This is a genomic window from Erwinia aphidicola, from assembly GCF_024169515.1.
Lineage (GTDB): Bacteria > Pseudomonadota > Gammaproteobacteria > Enterobacterales > Enterobacteriaceae > Erwinia > Erwinia aphidicola.
On record NZ_JAMKCQ010000001.1, the window covers coordinates 1,917,554 to 1,935,883 of the forward strand.

15 protein-coding genes are annotated in these 18,330 nt (G+C 56.6%); 11 read left to right on the forward strand and 4 right to left on the reverse strand.

Annotated features, from left to right (window positions below; translation table 11 throughout):
- Nucleotides 1-4 precede the first annotated feature (4 nt).
- Nucleotides 5-1,549: a threonine ammonia-lyase, biosynthetic gene (gene ilvA, locus J2Y91_RS08875; protein WP_048914338.1), complete on the forward strand. Its 1,545-nt coding sequence runs from the start codon at nt 5-7 to the stop codon at nt 1,547-1,549.
- On the opposite strand, the gene ilvY is transcribed toward ilvA, so the two are convergent.
- On the reverse strand, nt 1,546-2,427 hold the full coding sequence (gene ilvY / locus J2Y91_RS08880) for an HTH-type transcriptional activator IlvY (RefSeq protein ID WP_048914339.1): 882 nt from the start codon (nt 2,425-2,427) through the stop codon (nt 1,546-1,548). The genes ilvA and ilvY overlap by 4 nt on opposite strands.
- A gap of 160 nt (nt 2,428-2,587) precedes the next feature.
- Between ilvY and ilvC the strand changes: the two genes are divergently transcribed.
- Nucleotides 2,588-4,066 (forward strand): ketol-acid reductoisomerase, encoded by a 1,479-nt coding sequence (gene ilvC, locus J2Y91_RS08885; RefSeq protein WP_048914340.1) that lies wholly within the window; start codon nt 2,588-2,590, stop codon nt 4,064-4,066.
- Nucleotides 4,067-4,133: 67 nt separating this feature from the next.
- On the opposite strand, the gene ppiC is transcribed toward ilvC, so the two are convergent.
- Nucleotides 4,134-4,415 (reverse strand): peptidylprolyl isomerase PpiC, encoded by a 282-nt coding sequence (gene ppiC / locus J2Y91_RS08890; protein ID WP_048914341.1) that lies wholly within the window; start codon nt 4,413-4,415, stop codon nt 4,134-4,136.
- A 285-nt stretch (nt 4,416-4,700) separates the two neighbouring features.
- On the opposite strand from ppiC, the gene rep reads away from it, so the two are divergent.
- Nucleotides 4,701-6,719 (forward strand): DNA helicase Rep, encoded by a 2,019-nt coding sequence (gene rep, locus J2Y91_RS08895; protein WP_048914342.1) that lies wholly within the window; start codon nt 4,701-4,703, stop codon nt 6,717-6,719.
- 37 nt (nt 6,720-6,756) lie between these two features.
- On the opposite strand, the gene ppx is transcribed toward rep, so the two are convergent.
- Together ppx and rhlB are read right to left on the reverse strand one after the other, a co-directional pair.
- A complete protein-coding gene (gene ppx / locus J2Y91_RS08900) occupies nt 6,757-8,241 on the reverse strand; it encodes an exopolyphosphatase (RefSeq protein ID WP_253537892.1) in 1,485 nt (494 codons plus the stop codon).
- Between the two features lie 6 nt (nt 8,242-8,247).
- Complete coding sequence (rhlB, locus tag J2Y91_RS08905) at nt 8,248-9,540, reverse strand: ATP-dependent RNA helicase RhlB (protein ID WP_048914346.1); 1,293 nt, start codon at nt 9,538-9,540, stop codon at nt 8,248-8,250.
- 129 nt (nt 9,541-9,669) lie between these two features.
- On the opposite strand from rhlB, the gene trxA reads away from it, so the two are divergent.
- The 8 genes from trxA to rffA all read left to right on the forward strand — a co-directional run bounded on the left by trxA (nt 9,670) and on the right by rffA (nt 18,330).
- A complete protein-coding gene (trxA, locus tag J2Y91_RS08910) occupies nt 9,670-9,999 on the forward strand; it encodes a thioredoxin TrxA (RefSeq protein ID WP_048914347.1) in 330 nt (109 codons plus the stop codon).
- A 364-nt stretch (nt 10,000-10,363) separates the two neighbouring features.
- Nucleotides 10,364-11,623, forward strand: coding sequence for a transcription termination factor Rho (rho, locus tag J2Y91_RS08915; RefSeq protein ID WP_048914348.1), 1,260 nt, complete (start codon nt 10,364-10,366; stop codon nt 11,621-11,623).
- 288 nt (nt 11,624-11,911) lie between these two features.
- Nucleotides 11,912-13,015 (forward strand): UDP-N-acetylglucosamine--undecaprenyl-phosphate N-acetylglucosaminephosphotransferase, encoded by a 1,104-nt coding sequence (wecA, locus tag J2Y91_RS08920; RefSeq protein ID WP_133622268.1) that lies wholly within the window; start codon nt 11,912-11,914, stop codon nt 13,013-13,015.
- Nucleotides 13,016-13,043: 28 nt separating this feature from the next.
- Nucleotides 13,044-14,075: an ECA polysaccharide chain length modulation protein gene (gene wzzE / locus J2Y91_RS08925; protein ID WP_253537895.1), complete on the forward strand. Its 1,032-nt coding sequence runs from the start codon at nt 13,044-13,046 to the stop codon at nt 14,073-14,075.
- Nucleotides 14,076-14,105: 30 nt separating this feature from the next.
- Nucleotides 14,106-15,236 (forward strand): non-hydrolyzing UDP-N-acetylglucosamine 2-epimerase, encoded by a 1,131-nt coding sequence (gene wecB, locus J2Y91_RS08930; protein ID WP_253537898.1) that lies wholly within the window; start codon nt 14,106-14,108, stop codon nt 15,234-15,236.
- Nucleotides 15,233-16,495, forward strand: a complete 1,263-nt coding sequence (gene wecC, locus J2Y91_RS08935; protein WP_133622266.1) for a UDP-N-acetyl-D-mannosamine dehydrogenase — start codon at nt 15,233-15,235, stop codon at nt 16,493-16,495. The genes wecB and wecC overlap by 4 nt, the downstream gene beginning before the upstream one ends.
- 12 nt (nt 16,496-16,507) lie before the next feature.
- Nucleotides 16,508-17,203, forward strand: a complete 696-nt coding sequence (gene rffC, locus J2Y91_RS08940) for a dTDP-4-amino-4,6-dideoxy-D-galactose acyltransferase (RefSeq protein WP_413449788.1) — start codon at nt 16,508-16,510, stop codon at nt 17,201-17,203.
- Entirely contained in the window at nt 17,200-18,330 is a 1,131-nt protein-coding gene (gene rffA / locus J2Y91_RS08945; protein WP_253537901.1) for a dTDP-4-amino-4,6-dideoxygalactose transaminase, read from the forward strand. The genes rffC and rffA overlap by 4 nt, the downstream gene beginning before the upstream one ends.

Consider the following 18,330-nt stretch of genomic DNA (forward strand, 5'->3'; position numbering starts at 1 on the left):
AAACATGGCTGAGTCGCAACCGCTATCCGACCAACCGAGTGGCGCAGAGTATCTGCGTGCGGTGCTGCGTGCGCCGGTGTACGAGGCGGCCCAGGTCACCCCGTTGCAAAAGATGGAGAAGATCTCTGCCCGCCTCGGCAATACCATCCTGGTAAAGCGCGAAGATCGCCAGCCGGTACACAGCTTTAAGCTGCGTGGCGCCTACGCGATGATTGCCGGGCTGAGCGCAGAGCAGCGCGCGCGCGGCGTGGTTACCGCTTCGGCGGGCAATCATGCCCAGGGCGTAGCGTTATCGGCCAGCAAGTTAGGAATTAAATCCCTGATTGTGATGCCGGTCGCCACTGCAGATATCAAGGTTGATGCAGTGCGGGCGTTTGGCGGTGAGGCTTTCCTGTTTGGCGCCAACTTTGATGAAGCGAAAGCGAAAGCCATCGAGCTGTCCGAGCAGCAGGGTTACACCTTTGTGCCGCCCTTCGATCATCCGATGGTGATTGCCGGGCAGGGCACACTGGCGATGGAGCTGCTGCAGCAAGATGCGCATCTTGACCGCGTGTTCGTACCGGTTGGCGGCGGCGGTCTGGCCGCAGGCGTGGCGGTGTTGATCAAACAGCTGATGCCGCAAATCAAAGTGATTGCGGTCGAGGCGGCGGACTCAGCCTGCCTGAAGGCGGCGCTGGATGCCGGGCATCCGGTCGATCTACCACGCGTCGGGCTGTTTGCCGAAGGCGTGGCGGTGAAGCGCATCGGCAGCGAGACCTTCCGGCTGTGCCAGGAGTATCTTGACGACATCATCACCGTCGACAGCGATGCCATTTGCGCGGCGATGAAGGATCTGTTCGATGATGTGCGTGCGGTGGCGGAGCCTTCCGGCGCGCTGGCGCTGGCGGGGATGAAGAAGTATATCCAGCAGCATCAGATCCAGGGTGAACGGCTGGCGCACGTGCTGTCCGGTGCTAACGTCAACTTCCACGGCCTGCGCTACGTTTCCGAGCGTTGTGAACTGGGCGAGCAGCGTGAAGCGCTACTGGCCGTAACAATTCCCGAGCAGCAGGGCAGCTTCCTGCGCTTCTGCCAGCTGCTGGGCGGGCGTTCGGTGACCGAGTTCAACTATCGCTATGCCAACGCTGACGAGGCCTGCATCTTTGTTGGCGTACGCCTGACGCGCGGCATGGAGGAGCGCCACGAGATCCTGCAGCTGCTGTCAGAAGGCGGTTATCAAGTCGTGGATCTCTCCGATGACGAAATGGCGAAGCTTCACGTGCGCTATATGGTCGGCGGGCGACCGTCGAAACCGCTGCGCGAGCGGCTGTTCAGCTTTGAATTCCCGGAGGCGCCCGGTGCGCTGCTGCGCTTCCTGCAGACGCTGGGCACCCACTGGAATATCTCATTGTTTCACTACCGCAGCCACGGTACTGACTACGGTCGCGTTCTGGCGGCGTTTGAGCTGAGCGACAGCGAGCCGCAGTTTGAAGAGCACCTGGCGGCGCTGGGTTATGATTTCCACGATGAAACCAATAATCCGGCCTTCCGTTTCTTCCTCGCGGGCTAAAGCAGTTTCCAGAAAGCATCAATAAGCGGCTCAGTGAGCCGCTTTTTTTGTACGCATACGCCGAGTTCAAACGGTGCCACCATCTCGACATCTTCCAGCTCCAGAATACGGTTACGGATTGGCTCCGGACTGTTCTCCAGCACCACATCCGGCAGCAGTGCGATGCCGCACCCCAGCGCCACCATCGAGACAATCGCCTCATGTCCGGAAACCGTAGCGTAAATCAGTGGGTTCGCGATATGGCGATGGCGGAACCATAAATCAATGCGCCGCCGCGACGGCCCCTGCGCGGGCAGAATAAATGGGATTTGCGCCCAGTCGGGATGTGGCTGCGTTGCCTGGCTACGCACCGGGCACGGCAGCGCGGGGGCGATCAGCACCAGCGGGATCAGCCCGAGTGGCATAAAACCAATGCTGCCGGGCAGCGTTTCTGGCCGCCCGGCGATGGCAATATCGGCCTCATTGGTCTGGACTTTCTCCACCGCGTCGGCGGCGTCCCCGGTGGTCAGTTTGATTTCTACCAGCGGATGCTCGGCGCGGAAGCGATCAAGGATGGGCGGCAGATGGCTGTAAGCGGCGGTCACCGAGCAGAACAGACGCAGTTCACCACTCAGTGACGGGCCATTCTGCCCGATGGCGTGGCGCATCTGCTGATACTGCAACAGCGTTTGCTGAGCGAACTGGCGCAGGCGCTCACCGGCATCGGTCAGGGTTACCGTGCGGTTATCGCGTAAAAACAGTGTCTGCCCGAGGTCCTCCTCCAGCCGCTGGATCTGCCGTGACAGCGTAGAGGGGCTGACGTGCATCGCCCTTGCGCTGCGGCCAAAATGGCGGCTATCGGCGAGATGGAGAAACAATTTCAGGTCACGCAGATCCATACAGTTTGGGCCTCAAAGCTATGTTGCAAAAAGTGCAACGTCACGTTGTTAATATATCAATTTCAGCAATGCATTTCCTGTCATATGATAGGGTTTATACAGGGTCGGAAAGAGAGACCCGATAACAGACAAACGCATCACAACCTCATACGGAGTACCCATGGCTAACTATTTCAACACTTTGAACCTGCGCAACCAGCTGGCGCAATTAGGTAAATGCCGCTTTATGGCGCGTGAAGAATTTGCTGATGAAGCGAGCTACCTGAAAGGTAAAAAAGTCGTCATCGTTGGCTGTGGTGCTCAGGGCCTGAACCAGGGCCTGAACATGCGTGATTCTGGCCTCGACATTGCTTACGCTCTGCGTGCAGAAGCGATTGCCGAGAAGCGTGCTTCATGGCGTAAAGCGACAGAAAATGGCTTCAAAGTGGGCACTTACGAAGATCTGATCCCACAGGCCGACCTGGTGGTTAACCTGACGCCAGACAAGCAGCACTCGGCTGTGGTACAGGCGGTGCAGCCGTTGATGAAAGAGGGCGCAGCGCTGGGTTACTCACACGGTTTCAACATCGTTGAAGTGGGCGAGCAGGTTCGTAAAGACATTACCGTGGTGATGGTTGCGCCGAAATGCCCGGGTACTGAAGTACGTGAAGAGTATAAACGTGGTTTCGGCGTACCAACGCTGATCGCGGTTCACCCGGAAAACGATCCAAAAGGCGAAGGCATGGCGATTGCTAAAGCCTGGGCAGCAGCAACCGGCGGTCACCGCGCGGGCGTGCTGGAGTCCTCCTTCGTTGCTGAAGTGAAGTCCGATCTGATGGGTGAGCAGACCATCCTGTGCGGTATGCTGCAGGCGGGTTCGCTGCTGTGCTTCGACAAGCTGGTGGCTGAAGGTACGGATGCAGCCTACGCAGAAAAACTGATTCAGTTCGGCTGGGAAACCATCACCGAAGCCCTGAAGCAGGGTGGCATTACGCTGATGATGGACCGCCTGTCTAACCCGGCTAAACTGCGTGCTTACGCACTGTCCGAGCAGCTGAAAACCATCATGGCCCCGCTGTTCCAGAAGCACATGGACGATATCATCTCCGGTGAGTTCTCCTCCGGGATGATGGCTGACTGGGCAAACGATGACAAAAAATTGCTGGGCTGGCGTGAAGAGACCGGTAAAACCGCGTTCGAAAACGCTGCACAGTTCGAAGGTAAAATTGCCGAGCAGGACTACTTCGACCAGGGCGTTGTGATGATCGCCATGGTGAAAGCGGGCGTTGAGCTGGCATTCGAAACCATGGTTGCTGCCGGTATCATCGAAGAGTCTGCTTACTACGAATCACTGCACGAGCTGCCGCTGATTGCTAACACTATCGCCCGTAAGCGCCTGTACGAAATGAACGTGGTTATCTCTGATACTGCGGAATACGGTAACTACCTGTTCTCTTACGCGGCAGTACCGCTGCTGAAAGAGTTCATGACCACGCTGCAGGCAGGCGATCTGGGCAAAGCCGTCAACACGGCGACCACCGTAGATAACGCTCAGCTGCGTGACGTGAACGAAGCGATTCGTCATCACGAAATCGAAGCGGTTGGCCGTAAGCTGCGTGGCTACATGACCGATATGAAACGTATCGCCGTAGCGGGTTAATTCTGCGTAAATCGATGTAGGGGCGGATCGCTGATCCGCCCGAAAAAAGCGCCGTCTGGCGCTTTTTTTAATTGCGGTACAACACTTTAATGATGTGGTAACCGAACTGGGTGTGCAGCGGGCCCTGTGGCTCGATCAGCGGGCAGGAGAACACCACTTTATCGAATGCCGGCACCATTGCGCCCTGTTTGAACTCACCGAGGTGGCCGCCTTTCTTACCTGACGGACAGGTAGAGTGCTTCTTCGCCAGCTTCTCAAAATCTGCGCCGTCAGCCAGCTGTGCTAACAGGTCCTGAGCCAGTTTCTCTTCTTTTACCAGAATGTGCAGTGCTGCTGCCATTTTTGCCATGATTGTTACCTTGAGTAAGAGTTATTTCGCGGGCAATACCCGTCATACTTCAAGCTGCCTGTGCGTTAGCTGCCCTCGTTCACCCGAATCACTGACTTCAGTCAGCTCATCGGGATTAGTGAGCCTCATCCCTGAGGCTCAGCCCTCGGCCAGCGCGAGCGCTGCTCAAATCGGTTTCCGACCGATTTGTCACTCTTTTGCTGCCTTCATGCAACTCGAATTATTTTGGGTATATACTACCACGCTGTTTTCTCCTCCCTCGCAATTTCATTGAGTGATTTATCTATGCGTCTTAATCCTGGTCAGCAACACGCCGTCGAATTTGTTACCGGACCCTGTCTGGTACTGGCTGGTGCCGGTTCGGGAAAAACACGCGTCATTACCAATAAAATTGCCCACTTGATCCGCGAATGCGGCTATCAGGCGCGCCATATCGCCGCGGTGACCTTTACCAACAAGGCATCGCGTGAGATGAAAGAGCGCGTGGCGCAGACGCTGGGGCGCAAAGAAGCGCGCGGGTTGATGATCTCCACCTTCCATACGCTGGGGCTGGAAATTATTAAGCGCGAATACGCCGCGCTGGGGATGAAATCGAACTTCTCTCTGTTTGACGACCAGGATCAGCTGGCGCTGTTAAAAGACCTGACCGAGGAGTGGCTGGAAAACGATAAAACCCTGCTGCAGCAGCTGATATCAACGATCTCTAACTGGAAGAACGATCTGATGGATCCGCCGCGTGCGGCTGCGGGGGCGTTATCGGAGCGCGATAAGCTGTTCGCGCACTGCTACGCGCTGTATGACCGCCATCTGAAGTCCTGCAACGTGCTGGATTTCGACGATCTGATCCTGCTGCCGACCCTGCTGTTCCAGCGCAATCTGGAAGTGCGCGAACGCTGGCAGCAGAAAATCCGCTACCTGCTGGTGGATGAATATCAGGATACCAACACCAGCCAGTATGAGCTGGTAAAGCTGCTGGTGGGTAGCCGTGCTCGATTTACCGTGGTGGGGGATGACGATCAGTCGATCTACTCCTGGCGCGGTGCGCGGCCGCAGAACCTGGTGCTGCTTCAGGAAGATTTCCCGGCGCTGCAGGTGATCAAGCTGGAGCAGAACTACCGCTCTTCGGAACGCATTCTGAAAGCGGCGAATATCCTGATCGCCAATAACCCGCACGTGTTTGAAAAGCGTCTGTTCTCCGAGCTGGGCTACGGCGCGGAGCTGAAGGTGGTGACGGCCAACAACGAAGATCACGAAGCGGAACGCGTTACCGGCGAGCTGATTGCTCATCACTTTATCAATAAGACCGCTTATAAAGACTACGCCATTCTGTATCGCGGCAACCATCAGTCGCGGGTGTTTGAAAAAATGCTGATGCAGAACCGCATTCCCTACCGTATCTCCGGCGGCACCTCATTCTTCTCGCGTCCGGAAATCAAGGATCTGCTGGCCTACCTGCGCGTACTGACCAACGCCGACGACGACAGCGCCTTTATGCGCATTGTGAATACGCCACGGCGTGAAATCGGTTCGGCTACGCTGCAAAAACTGGGCGAGTGGGCGATGCAGCGCAATAAAAGCCTGTTTAGCGCCAGCTTTGATATGGGGCTCGGCCAGACTCTGACCGGGCGCGGTCTGGAATCTCTGCAGCGCTTTACCCACTGGCTGCGGGAGGTAGCGCAGCTGGCGGAGCGCGAGCCGGTGGCTGCGGTACGCGATCTGATCCGCGGTATCGATTACGAGAGCTGGCTGTTCGAAACTTCCGGCAGCCCGAAAGCGGCTGAAATGCGCATGAAAAACGTCAATACCCTGTTCCAGTGGATGACGGAAATGCTGGAGGGCAGCGATATCGACGAACCGATGACGCTGACTCAGGTCGTTACGCGCTTCACGCTGCGCGACATGATGGAGCGCGGTGAAAGTGATGAAGAGTCAGATCAGGTTCAGTTAATGACGCTGCACGCCTCGAAAGGTCTGGAGTTCCCCTACGTGTTCCTGGTGGGCATGGAGGAGGGATTACTGCCGCATCAGAGCAGCATTGACGAAAATAACGTTGAAGAGGAGCGTCGTCTGGCTTACGTGGGTATCACGCGTGCGCAGAAGGAGCTGACGTTTACTCTGTGCCGCGAGCGCCGTCAGTATGGTGAATCAATCCGTCCGGAGCCAAGCCGCTTCCTGCTGGAGCTACCGCAGGATGATCTGAAATGGGAGTCGGAGCGGAAAGTCGTCAGCGCAGAAGAGCGCATGCAAACCGGCCAGAGTCGTGTGGCCGGGTTGCGGGCGATGCTGGATAAAGCGAAGAAATAGAAGCGGATTAACGCCGCATTACCGAGCGTAGTAGATTTTAATTAATGACTAATGACCAGTGCACATAGCTCTGCCAGTGTGCTTCCTGCTCCAGCAGCTCAGCGCGCAGAGGATGGGCATCCAGCCAGCCCTGCGGCAGCGTCAGCGTCAGGTTGTCCTCATCTGCCTGCAAACGGACCGCAGGCAGCGTGTCATCGCGGCGGCGGCTGGCAAAAATGATCGCCAGACGCAGCAGGCGGCTCAGCCGTTCAGCCACGCGCGGCGGCACGGCATTCTGCTGGCTTAACAGCGCCAGATCGATGCTGTTGACCTGATTTTGCAGCAGCGTTGCCAGCAGCTTTTTCTGCGCGGGGGTAAAGCCTGGCAGATCGAGATGGCGCACCAGATATGCGGAGTGCTGCGGAGCCTGGCGGAAATCCACGCTTAAACCAATTTCATGGATCAGGCAGGCGCTATCCAACAGTTCACGGCTGCGATCGTCCAGCTTCCAGCTCTGCCCCACCTGGCGGGCGAAGGTATCGGCTAACTGACGCACGCGCTCAGCCTGCTCGGGATCGATAGCAAAACGGCGCTGGATATTATGCAGCGTGCGGTTGCGAATATCGCGATCCACCGGCAGGTGCAGCATGCCGTAAACCAATCCTTCGCGCAGTGCGCCGCCGGCCAGCGTCATGCTGGTAATATTCAGTTCATTAAAGATGGCGATGAGAATGGATAAGCCGCTCGGGAAAACCAGCGCGCGCTCAAGGGTCAGCCCCTCAATCTCCAGCTCTTCCAGTTTGCCGCACTGGATGGCGCGCTGTTTGAGCTGCTGAAGCTTACTCAGCGTAATACGCTCATCCATGCCCTGCGCCATCATAATTTCCTGCAGCGCCTGAACGGTGCCGGAAGCCCCGACGCAAACCTGCCAGCCCTGTTCGCGCAGCGCACCGGCCACCGGCCGGATCATCGCCCGCGCGGCCTGTTCGGCCTGTTCGAAATTCTCTTTACCGAGATGACGATCGGTAAAATAGCGCTCCAGCCAGGTCACGCAGCCCATCGACAGGCTGAACAGCGTAGTGGCCTGCGAACCCTTGCCGGTGACCAGCTCGGTGCTGCCGCCGCCGATATCCACCACCAGGCGCTTATCCGAACCGCCGGTGGTATGCGCGACGCCCTGATAAATCAGGCGAGCTTCTTCCTCACCGCTGATCACATTGACCGGGCAACCCAGAATTTTCTCAGCTTTTACGAGGAATTCACCGGCGTTTGAGGCAATACGCAGGGTGGCGGTGGCGACGACGCGGATCTGCTGCGGTGGGATATCCTGCAGCTGCTCGGAGAACAGCCGCAGGCACTGCCAGCCACGCTCCATCGCCTCTTCCGAGAGATGGTGGCTGGCATCAAGCCCGGCAGCCAGGCGAACCTTACGCTTGATGCGGGCAATGGTCTGGATACTGCCAGCCACTTCACGCACCACCAACATATGAAAGCTGTTCGATCCTAAATCGATGGCAGCATAGAGTGATGATGCGCTCAGCATGGCGTTTTAACCTGAACGTTTACGGTTAGGGCTACGCGGCGCGCTGCTGCGGCGGTTGTTATTTCCCCCACGGCGCGGACCATTTCCAGAACGCGTTCGGGTTAAGCGTTTTGGCGGCGGCAGATCGCTCATCAGCGCATCGCTGTTATAGCGGCTGACGGCAATGCTATGGCCAATATAGTCTTCAATCGCCGGCAGGTTGAGAGCGTACTCTTCACAGGCCAGGCTGATTGAGTGACCGTTGGCACCGGCACGACCGGTACGGCCAATGCGGTGAACATAGTCTTCACGGTCATCAGGCAGATCGTAGTTGAAGACGTGGGTCACGGCTGGAATGTGCAGACCACGTGCCGCAACATCGGTAGCGACCAGGATATCAACATCACCTTTGGTGAAATCATCCAGAATACGCAGGCGTTTCTTCTGTGCCACATCGCCGGTCAGCAGGCCCACGCGGTGACCATCGGCAGCCAGATGGCCCCAGATATCTTCACAGCGGTGCTTGGTATTCGCGAAGATGATCGCGCGATCGGGCCACTCTTCTTCCAGCAGCGTTTGCAGTAAACGCATTTTCTCTTCGTTGGAAGGGTAGAACAGCTCTTCTTTAATGCGGTGTCCGGTTTTCTGTTCCGGTTCAACTTCAACGTATTCAGCGTTGTTCATATTCTCAAAGGCCAGTTCACGCACGCGGAAGGAGAGGGTGGCGGAGAACAGCATATTGAGGCGCTGGTTAGCGGCAGGCATGCGGCGGAACAACCAGCGAATGTCTTTAATGAAGCCGAGGTCAAACATCCGGTCAGCTTCGTCGAGTACCACCACCTGGATGGCGCCTAAATTCACATGATTCTGTTTAGCGTAATCGATTAAACGACCCGTGGTGGCGATCAGCACATCGACGCCGCTTTCGAGCACTTTCAGCTGTTTATCGTAGCCATCGCCGCCGTAAGCCAGGCCCAGTTTCAGCCCGGTAACCTGCGCCAGCGGTTCTGCATCCGCATGGATCTGCACCGCCAGTTCGCGCGTCGGTGCCAGGATCAGCGCGCGCGGTTGGTTAACCTGGCGACCTTCCGGGGCGGGGTGAGAAAGAAGATGATGGAACGTTGACGTCAGGAACGCCATCGTTTTGCCGGTACCGGTTTGCGCCTGACCTGCTACATCACGCCCGGAGAGCGTAAACGGTAATGCCAGCGCCTGAATAGGCGTGCAATTATGAAACCCTTTAGTTTCAAGGGCTTCAATCACCTGAGGGTGCAGGGCGAAGTCGGAAAACTTCTGTTCTGTTAAGTGTGTTTTGCTCATAGTGTGGTAGAATATCAGCTTACTATTGCTTTACGAAAGCATATCCGGTGAAATAAAAGCAGTGCAATAAACTCAGCCTGATGCTGCTTAATGCTACATCAAAGGTAAAGATAATCCCTTGGAGTAAACATGAGCGATAAAATTACCCACGTGACCGATGACAGCTTTGACGCCGACGTTCTGAAAGCAGAAGATTTGGTACTGGTCGACTTCTGGGCAGAATGGTGCGGTCCTTGTAAGATGATCGCCCCTATTCTCGATGAAGTGGCTGCCGAATATGAAGGCAAGCTGAAAATCGCTAAGTTGAACATTGATGAGAACCCAGCAACGGCGCCTAAGTACGGCATCCGTGGTATCCCAACCCTGCTGCTGTTCAAAAATGGCGAAGTGGCTGCGACCAAAGTCGGCGCACTCTCTAAAGGCCAGCTCAAAGAGTTCCTGAACGCGAACCTGGGCTAATCATGCCTTGCCGGCGTTTTGCGGTTTGATTTTTCATCTATCCGCTAGACGCCCGGCATTAAGCGTGCTAAGTTAAATCCACTGCACGACGAACTTACCTTGTAGTTTGCACCTTATAGAATGACTCCTTGTTGAACGCTGTATTCATCAGAATCTTACAGACATTCAGCAATCTGACGGTTAGTATCTACTGAATTTCCGGCTTCTTGTCCTCACCGTCTCCTCGTTTCAGATCTGCGTTTTCCTGCACGTGATCATCGAGCGGACTTCGGAACCAAGAGCCAATTAAACAGGCATGGATCTTTCGCCATACCATTTACGACAAACAATTCAAGTTTTACCCCGAGTTTAAGAACCCACCATTATGAATCTTACCGAATTAAAAAATACGCCGGTTTCAGACCTGATTACCCTCGGCGAAAATATGGGGCTGGAAAACCTGGCGCGCTTGCGCAAACAGGACATCATTTTCGCCATCCTCAAGCAGCATGCTAAAAGTGGCGAAGACATCTTCGGCGATGGCGTACTCGAGATATTGCAGGATGGATTTGGTTTCCTCCGCTCTGGAGACAGTTCCTACCTCGCCGGTCCCGATGATATCTACGTTTCCCCTAGTCAAATCCGCCGCTTTAACCTCCGCACTGGTGACTCCATCTCTGGCAAGATCCGTCCGCCAAAAGAGGGTGAGCGTTACTTTGCGCTGCTGAAAGTTAACGAAGTTAACTACGACAAACCGGAAAATGCCCGTAACAAAATCCTGTTTGAGAACTTAACGCCGCTGCATGCTAACTCACGTCTGCGCATGGAGCGTGGTAACGGCTCCACCGAAGATTTGACCGCTCGCGTACTGGATCTGGCTTCGCCGATCGGTCGTGGCCAGCGTGGTCTGATTGTGGCACCGCCGAAAGCCGGTAAAACCATGCTGCTGCAGAACATTGCGCAGAGCATCGCCTACAACCATCCAGACTGCGTGCTGATGGTGCTGCTGATTGACGAACGTCCGGAAGAAGTTACCGAGATGCAGCGTCTGGTTAAAGGTGAAGTGATCGCTTCTACCTTTGACGAACCGGCATCACGCCACGTTCAGGTTGCTGAGATGGTGATCGAGAAGGCCAAGCGCCTGGTCGAACACAAAAAAGACGTGATCATCCTGCTCGACTCCATTACCCGTCTGGCGCGTGCCTATAACACCGTGGTTCCTGCTTCTGGCAAGGTACTGACCGGTGGTGTGGATGCCAACGCCCTGCATCGTCCGAAGCGTTTCTTCGGTGCTGCGCGTAACGTGGAAGAGGGTGGAAGCCTGACCATCATCGCCACCGCACTGGTTGATACCGGTTCGAAGATGGATGAAGTGATCTACGAAGAATTTAAAGGTACCGGCAACATGGAACTGCATCTGGCGCGTAAAATCGCTGAGAAGCGCGTGTTCCCTGCTATCGATTACAACCGTTCAGGTACCCGTAAAGAAGAGTTGCTGACCACGTCAGAAGAGCTGCAGAAAATGTGGATCCTGCGCAAGATTATTCACCCAATGGGCGAAATCGACGCAATGGAGTTCCTCATCAACAAGCTGGCGATGACGAAAACCAACGATGAATTCTTCGATATGATGAAGCGTTCATAACTGGCTGGTTGCCGGGGGCTAAACGGTCGAATTGCCGTTTTACAACACTACCCCCGTCAATAAACAGATGAAAACTCGGGTAACGCCACGCATAGTCGTGGCGTTTTTTGTTTTTGGCCTATAGGCTATTCTGATTATGGAGAATTAGACCTAATGTGCGGTACAGGGCGAAGTTATATGGTGCATTGATGATGCGCGCCCTGGTGAATAAAATCAGAATTATACGGGTGCTAATGGCATGAAAATTGCTTATAACACTGCGCAATTCTTATCAGAGAGCTGGTTAATGTGAATTTACTCAATACGAGTACGGAGCTTGCCCTAACTTTTTTATTTTCATTGGCATTTCTTTTTTTCGCGCGTAAAGCCGCTATTAAAGTTGGTCTGGTGGATAAACCCAACTACCGCAAACGACATCAGGGCGCGATTCCGCTGGTTGGTGGCATCTCCGTGTTTGCTGGCAGCTGTTTCGCTTTTGCATTGACGAATTTCTATGTGCCTAACGTCCTGCTGTATCTCAGCTGTGCCGGCTGTCTGGTATTCGTCGGCGCGCTCGATGATCGTTTCGACATCAGTGTAAAACTGCGCGCGGTGGTTCAGGCCGGCGTGGCGGTTGTCATGATGATGAAAGCTAAACTCTATCTGCTAAGCCTTGGCTACATCTTCGGCCCCTGGGAGCTGGTGGTCGGACCGTTTGGCTATGTTCTGACGCTATTTGCCGTCTGGGCCGCGATCAACGCCTTCAACATGGTTGACGGCATTGATGGTCTGTTGGGGGGATTGTCCTGCGTCACCTTCCTCGCCATTGGCGTTATCCTGCTGCTGGATGGCCAGAGCAGCCTGGCGATGTGGTGCTTCATTATGATGGCCGCCATCATTCCCTATATTTTGCTCAACCTCGGCGTGTTTGGTCGCCGCTACAAAGTTTTCATGGGAGATGCCGGCAGCACGCTGATTGGCTTTACCATTATCTGGATCCTGCTGGAGGCCACCCAGGGTCCGAGCCATCCTATTACCCCGGTCACCGCGCTATGGCTGATTGCTATTCCGTTAATGGATATGGTGGCGATTATGTATCGCCGCCTGAGCAAGGGGATGAGTCCCTTCTCGGCAGATCGGCAGCACATTCACCACCTGATCATGCGTGCGGGCTTCACCTCCCGCCAGGCGTTTGTCCTGATCACCGCTGCCGCTGCGCTGCTGGCTGCGGTGGGTGTGCTCGGCGAATACCTGACCTTTGTCCCGGAATGGGCGATGTTGGTACTTTTCTTGCTGGCTTTCATGCTGTACGGCTACTGCATCAAGCGGGCATGGCGCGTTGCGCGCATGATTAAAAGATGGAAGCGCCGACTGCGTAATCACCATAACGAGAAGAAAACCTCTACTGACTAAGTCAGCCTGACAACAAGGAACCTGAAGTATGACCTATCCTGACGCGGCGGATAACGAGCTGGATATTCGTGGTCTTTGCTGCACGCTGTGGCGCGGTAAATTCTGGATTGTCGCCGGTGGCGCACTGTTTGCCGCCCTGGCCTTTATTTACTCGCTGCTGGTTACGCCGAAATGGAGTACTACCGCGATTGTCGATCGTCCAACGGTGAACATGCTTTCCGGCTATTACTCGCAGCAGCAGTTTTTAAATAATCTGGATGTCCGTTCGGGCAGCCTGACCGTGGCCCCACCTACAGTGATGGATGAGGCGTATCAGGAGTTCATCATGCAGCTGTTTGCCTGGGATACCCGGCGTGATTTCTGGCTGCAGACCGACTATTACAAACAGCGGAAAACCGGTAATGCCATGGAAGACGCAGCCCTGTTGGATGAGCTGATTGCCAATATTCAGCTGCAGCCCGCCGACAGCGCGAAGAATATCAAGGATAGCGTGACGCTGGTGGCTGAGACCGCCGCCGACGCCAACACTCTGCTGCGCCAGTACGTGGCTTTCGCCAATGCGCGCGCCACCGTACATCTGAATGAAGAGCTGGCGGCCGACTGGGCAGCCCGCAGCATTCAGTTGAAAGCGCAGATAAAGCGCCAGGAAGCGGTAGCAAAAGCGATTTACGACCGTCAGGTGAACAGCGTACAGCAGGCGTTAAAAATTGCTCAGCAGCAGGGCTTAGAGCAGTCGAAAACTCAGACGCCATCCGAACAGCTGCCGGATTCCGAACTGTTCCTGCTGGGGCGCCCGCTGCTGCAGGGGCGTCTGGAAAACCTTCAGGCCAGCGGTCCGTCTTACGATCTGGACTACGACCAGAACCGGGCTATGCAGGCGACGCTGAGTGTCGGGCCAACGCTGGTGCCGTCTTTCCACACCTGGCGCTACCTGCGCACCCCGGAGGAGCCGGTCAAGCGTGACAGCCCGCGCCGCGTGCTGCTGATGGTGATGTGGGGCGCTGTAGGGGTTCTGCTGGGTGCCGGAACGGCTCTGGTCCGTCGCAGAAAGTGTCACTAAGTTAAATACGAGCGAATTAAGAGAGTCACGGTGAAAGTATTAACAGTTTTTGGCACGCGCCCCGAAGCGATTAAAATGGCGCCGCTGGTGCATGCGCTGGCGCAGGAAGAGGGTATCGAGTCACGCTTATGCGTGACGGCACAGCATCGCGAAATGCTCGATCAGGTGCTGCAGCTGTTTTCAATCGTGCCGGACTACGATCTTAATATTATGCAGCCGGGACAGGGGTTAACCGAGATCACCAGCCGTATTCTGGAAGGGCTGAAAACGGTATTTAGCGACTTCACTCCTGATGTGGTGCTGGTACACGGTGACACCACCACCACTTTTGCCGCCAGCCTTGCGGCTTTCTACCACCGTATTCCCGTAGGGCACGTGGAGGCCGGGCTGCGTACCGGCGATCTGTGGTCACCGTGGCCGGAAGAAGCCAACCGTACGCTGACCGGGCACCTGGCGAGCTACCACTTCACGCCCACCACCACTTCGCAGCAAAATCTGCTGCGCGAGAATCTGCCTGCCCAGCGCATTTTCGTCACCGGTAATACGGTGATCGACGCGCTGTTCTGGGTGCGTGACCGCGTGCTGAGTGATGATGCATTGCGTAACAGTCTTGCGGCGCGCTATCCATTCCTGGCTGCGGACAAGAAGATGATTCTGGTCACGGGGCACCGCCGTGAGAGCTTCGGCGACGGATTTGAGCGTATCTGTAATGCGCTGGCGGAAATTGCCCGCCTGCATCCCGATACGCAGATTGTTTACCCGGTGCATCTCAACCCCAACGTCAGCGAGCCGGTTAACCGCATTTTGAGTGGGATCGACAACATTATCCTGATCGAGCCGCAGGAGTACCTGCCGTTTGTCTGGCTGATGGACCGCGCCTGGCTGATCCTCACCGATTCCGGTGGCATTCAGGAAGAAGCGCCGTCGCTGGGCAAACCGGTGCTGGTGATGCGCGATACCACCGAGCGCCCGGAAGCGATTGCTGCCGGTACGGTGATGCTGGTCGGCACCGATGGTGCAAAAATTGTTAGCGAAGTCAACCGTTTACTTACCGATGAGGAAGCGTGGCACACCATGAGTCGCGCACATAATCCTTACGGAGACGGACTGGCCTGCCAGCGTATTGTGCAGGCGCTTAAACACAACCGGATTACATTATGAGTTTCAACACCATTTCTGTTATCGGGCTGGGCTACATCGGCCTGCCCACTGCCGCGGCCTTTGCTTCCTGCCAGAAGCAGGTGATCGGCATCGATATTAATGCGCACGCGGTGGAGACCATCAATCGTGGCGACATTCATATCGTTGAGCCGGACCTCGACCGCGTGGTGAAAACCGCCGTCGAGGGCGGCTATTTGCGTGCTGCCACTCAGCCACAGGCTGCAGATGCATTTCTGATCGCCGTTCCCACGCCGTTTAAAGGCGAGCATCAGCCGGATATGGCCTTTGTCCGGGCGGCGGCAGAGTCCCTTGCGCCAGTGCTGAAGAAGGGCGATCTGGTGATCCTCGAATCCACCTCTCCGGTGGGGGCTACCGAGCAGATGGCCGCGTGGCTGGCGGCAGCGCGCCCGGACCTGAGCTTCCCGCAGCAGGCGGGTGAGCAGGCGGACATTCAGGTTGCCTACTGCCCGGAGCGCGTCTTGCCGGGTCAGGTGATGGTTGAGCTGTTTAAAAATGACCGTGTGATAGGCGGTATGACGGCCGTCTGCTCGCAGCGCGCCTGCGATCTGTACAATATCTTTCTCGAAGGTGAGTGCGTGGTCACCAATTCGCGCACCGCTGAAATGTGTAAGCTCACCGAGAACAGCTTCCGCGACGTCAATATTGCCTTCGCTAACGAGCTGTCGTTGATCTGCGCCGAGCAGGATATCAACGTCTGGGAGCTGATCCGTCTCGCCAACCGCCATCCGCGCGTGAACATTCTGCAACCCGGCCCGGGCGTTGGCGGGCACTGCATCGCCGTCGATCCGTGGTTTATCGTGGCGCAAAATCCCGAGCAGGCGCGGTTGATCCGCACCGCGCGCGAAGTGAATGACGGTAAACCGCACTGGGTGCTGGAGCAGGTGCAGCGCCGGGTTGCCGACTGCCTGATGAGCAGCAACAAGCGCGCCAGCGAGCTGAAAATTGCCTGCCTGGGCCTGGCGTTCAAGCCCGATATTGACGACCTGCGTGAAAGCCCGGCCGTTCAGGTAACGAAGCTGATCGCCGACTGGCATCAGGGCAGCACGCTGGTGGTCGAACCTAACGTGCAGCAGCTGCCCGCGAAGCTGCAGCAAAGCGTCACGCTGGTGGCGCTGGATGACGCCCTGCAGCAGGCTGATGTACTGGTGCTGCTGGTCGATCACCGTCAGTTTAAAGCCATCGATCCCGCCAGTGTAAACCAGCCGTGGGTTGTGGATACCAAAGGAGTATGGCGATGAGAGATTCGAGCTGTGAACGGCACGCTTAAACCCCTCCTCTGGGAGAACAGTTTCTTTAACCGGCAGAGTGCGCTGCTGGAGCTGGGCGGTGAGCATCAGCTGGATAGCGTTCAGCTCGACGACTGGCCGCTGGTGCAGGTCAAGGTGCTGGCGCAGCAGAGCGCAGAGCTGGATGCGCTCAGCGCGCTCGGTTTTCGCCTGGTGGAAGGGGAAGCGGACTGCGTGCTGGGCATCACGCCGGTGGATCGCCCAACCGGCGTGCGTATTGCGCGCGCGGAACATATCCCGGCGCTGCGCCAGGCCGCGGAAGAAGCATTCACCTTTAGCCGTTTTCGTGCCCCGTGGTATGCATCCGGCGACAGCGGACGCTTCTATGCGCAGTGGGTGGAAAACGCGGTGCGCGGCACCTTTGATCATCAGTGCCTGTTGGCGGTGGATGAGCAGGGTATTATGCAGGGCTTTGTCTCCCTGCGTGAGCTGGATGACGGCACCGCGCGCATTGGCCTGCTGGCGGTATTACCTGCGGCTCAGGGGCTGGGCATCGGCCAGCGGTTGATGAATGCGGCTAACGACTGGTGCCGCGCACGCCGCCTGACACGACTTCACGTCGCCACGCAGCTGGGCAACCTCGCTGCGCTGCGTCTTTATCTTCGCTGCGGCGGCGTGATTGAACGCACCGCATACTGGTTATACAGGGAAACACCATGATTCCGTTTAATGCGCCGCCGGTGGTGGGAACTGAACTTGAATATATGCAGTCGGCCATGGGTAGCGGCAAGCTGTGCGGCGATGGCGGTTTTACCCGTCGCTGCCAGCAGTGGATGGAGCAGCGCTTCGCCAGTCGTAAAGTACTGCTTACCCCTTCCTGCACCGCTTCGCTCGAAATGGCGGCGATCCTGATTGATATTCAGCCCGGTGATGAAGTGATCATGCCGAGCTACACCTTTGTCTCGACGGCCAATGCCTTTGTGCTGCGTGGGGCGACCATCGTCTTTGTCGACGTGCGCCCGGATACCATGAATATCGATGAGACGCTGATTGAGGCGGCGATCACCGATAAGACTAAAGCGATTGTGCCGGTGCACTATGCGGGCGTGGCCTGCGAGATGGACACCATTATGGCGCTGGCGAAAAAGCACCAGCTGTGGGTGGTGGAGGATGCTGCGCAGGGCGTGATGTCGACCTACAAAGGTCGCGCGCTTGGCAGCATTGGGCATATCGGCTGCTTCAGCTTTCATGAAACCAAAAACTACACGGCCGGTGGCGAAGGTGGCGCGACGCTGGTCAACGATGCCTCGCTGGTCGAGCGCGCGGAGATCGTGCGCGAGAAAGGCACCAACCGCAGCCAGTTTTTCCGTGGTCAGGTGGATAAGTACACCTGGCGCGATATCGGCTCCAGCTATCTGATGGCTGATTTGCAGGCCGCGTATCTCTGGGCACAGCTGGAGGCGGCAGAGCGCATCAACCAGCAGCGCCTGCGGCTGTGGCAGAACTATCATGATGCCCTGCAGCCCCTGGCGGCACGCGGGCGCATCGAGCTGCCCGTCATCCCGGCAAACTGCGAACACAATGCGCATATGTTTTACCTCAAGCTGCGCGATCAGGATGACCGCAGCGCGCTGATCTCCTGGCTGAAAGAGGCCGAGATCCTTGCGGTCTTCCACTACATTCCGCTGCACAGCTCTCCTGCCGGTCTGCGTTTTGGCCGCTTCCACGGTACCGATCGCGCAACCCAGACCGAAAGTGAGCGCCTGCTGCGCCTGCCGCTGTTCTATAACCTCTCTGATAACAATCAGAAAACGGTGATCGGTTCGCTGCTGAGCTATTTCTCCTGA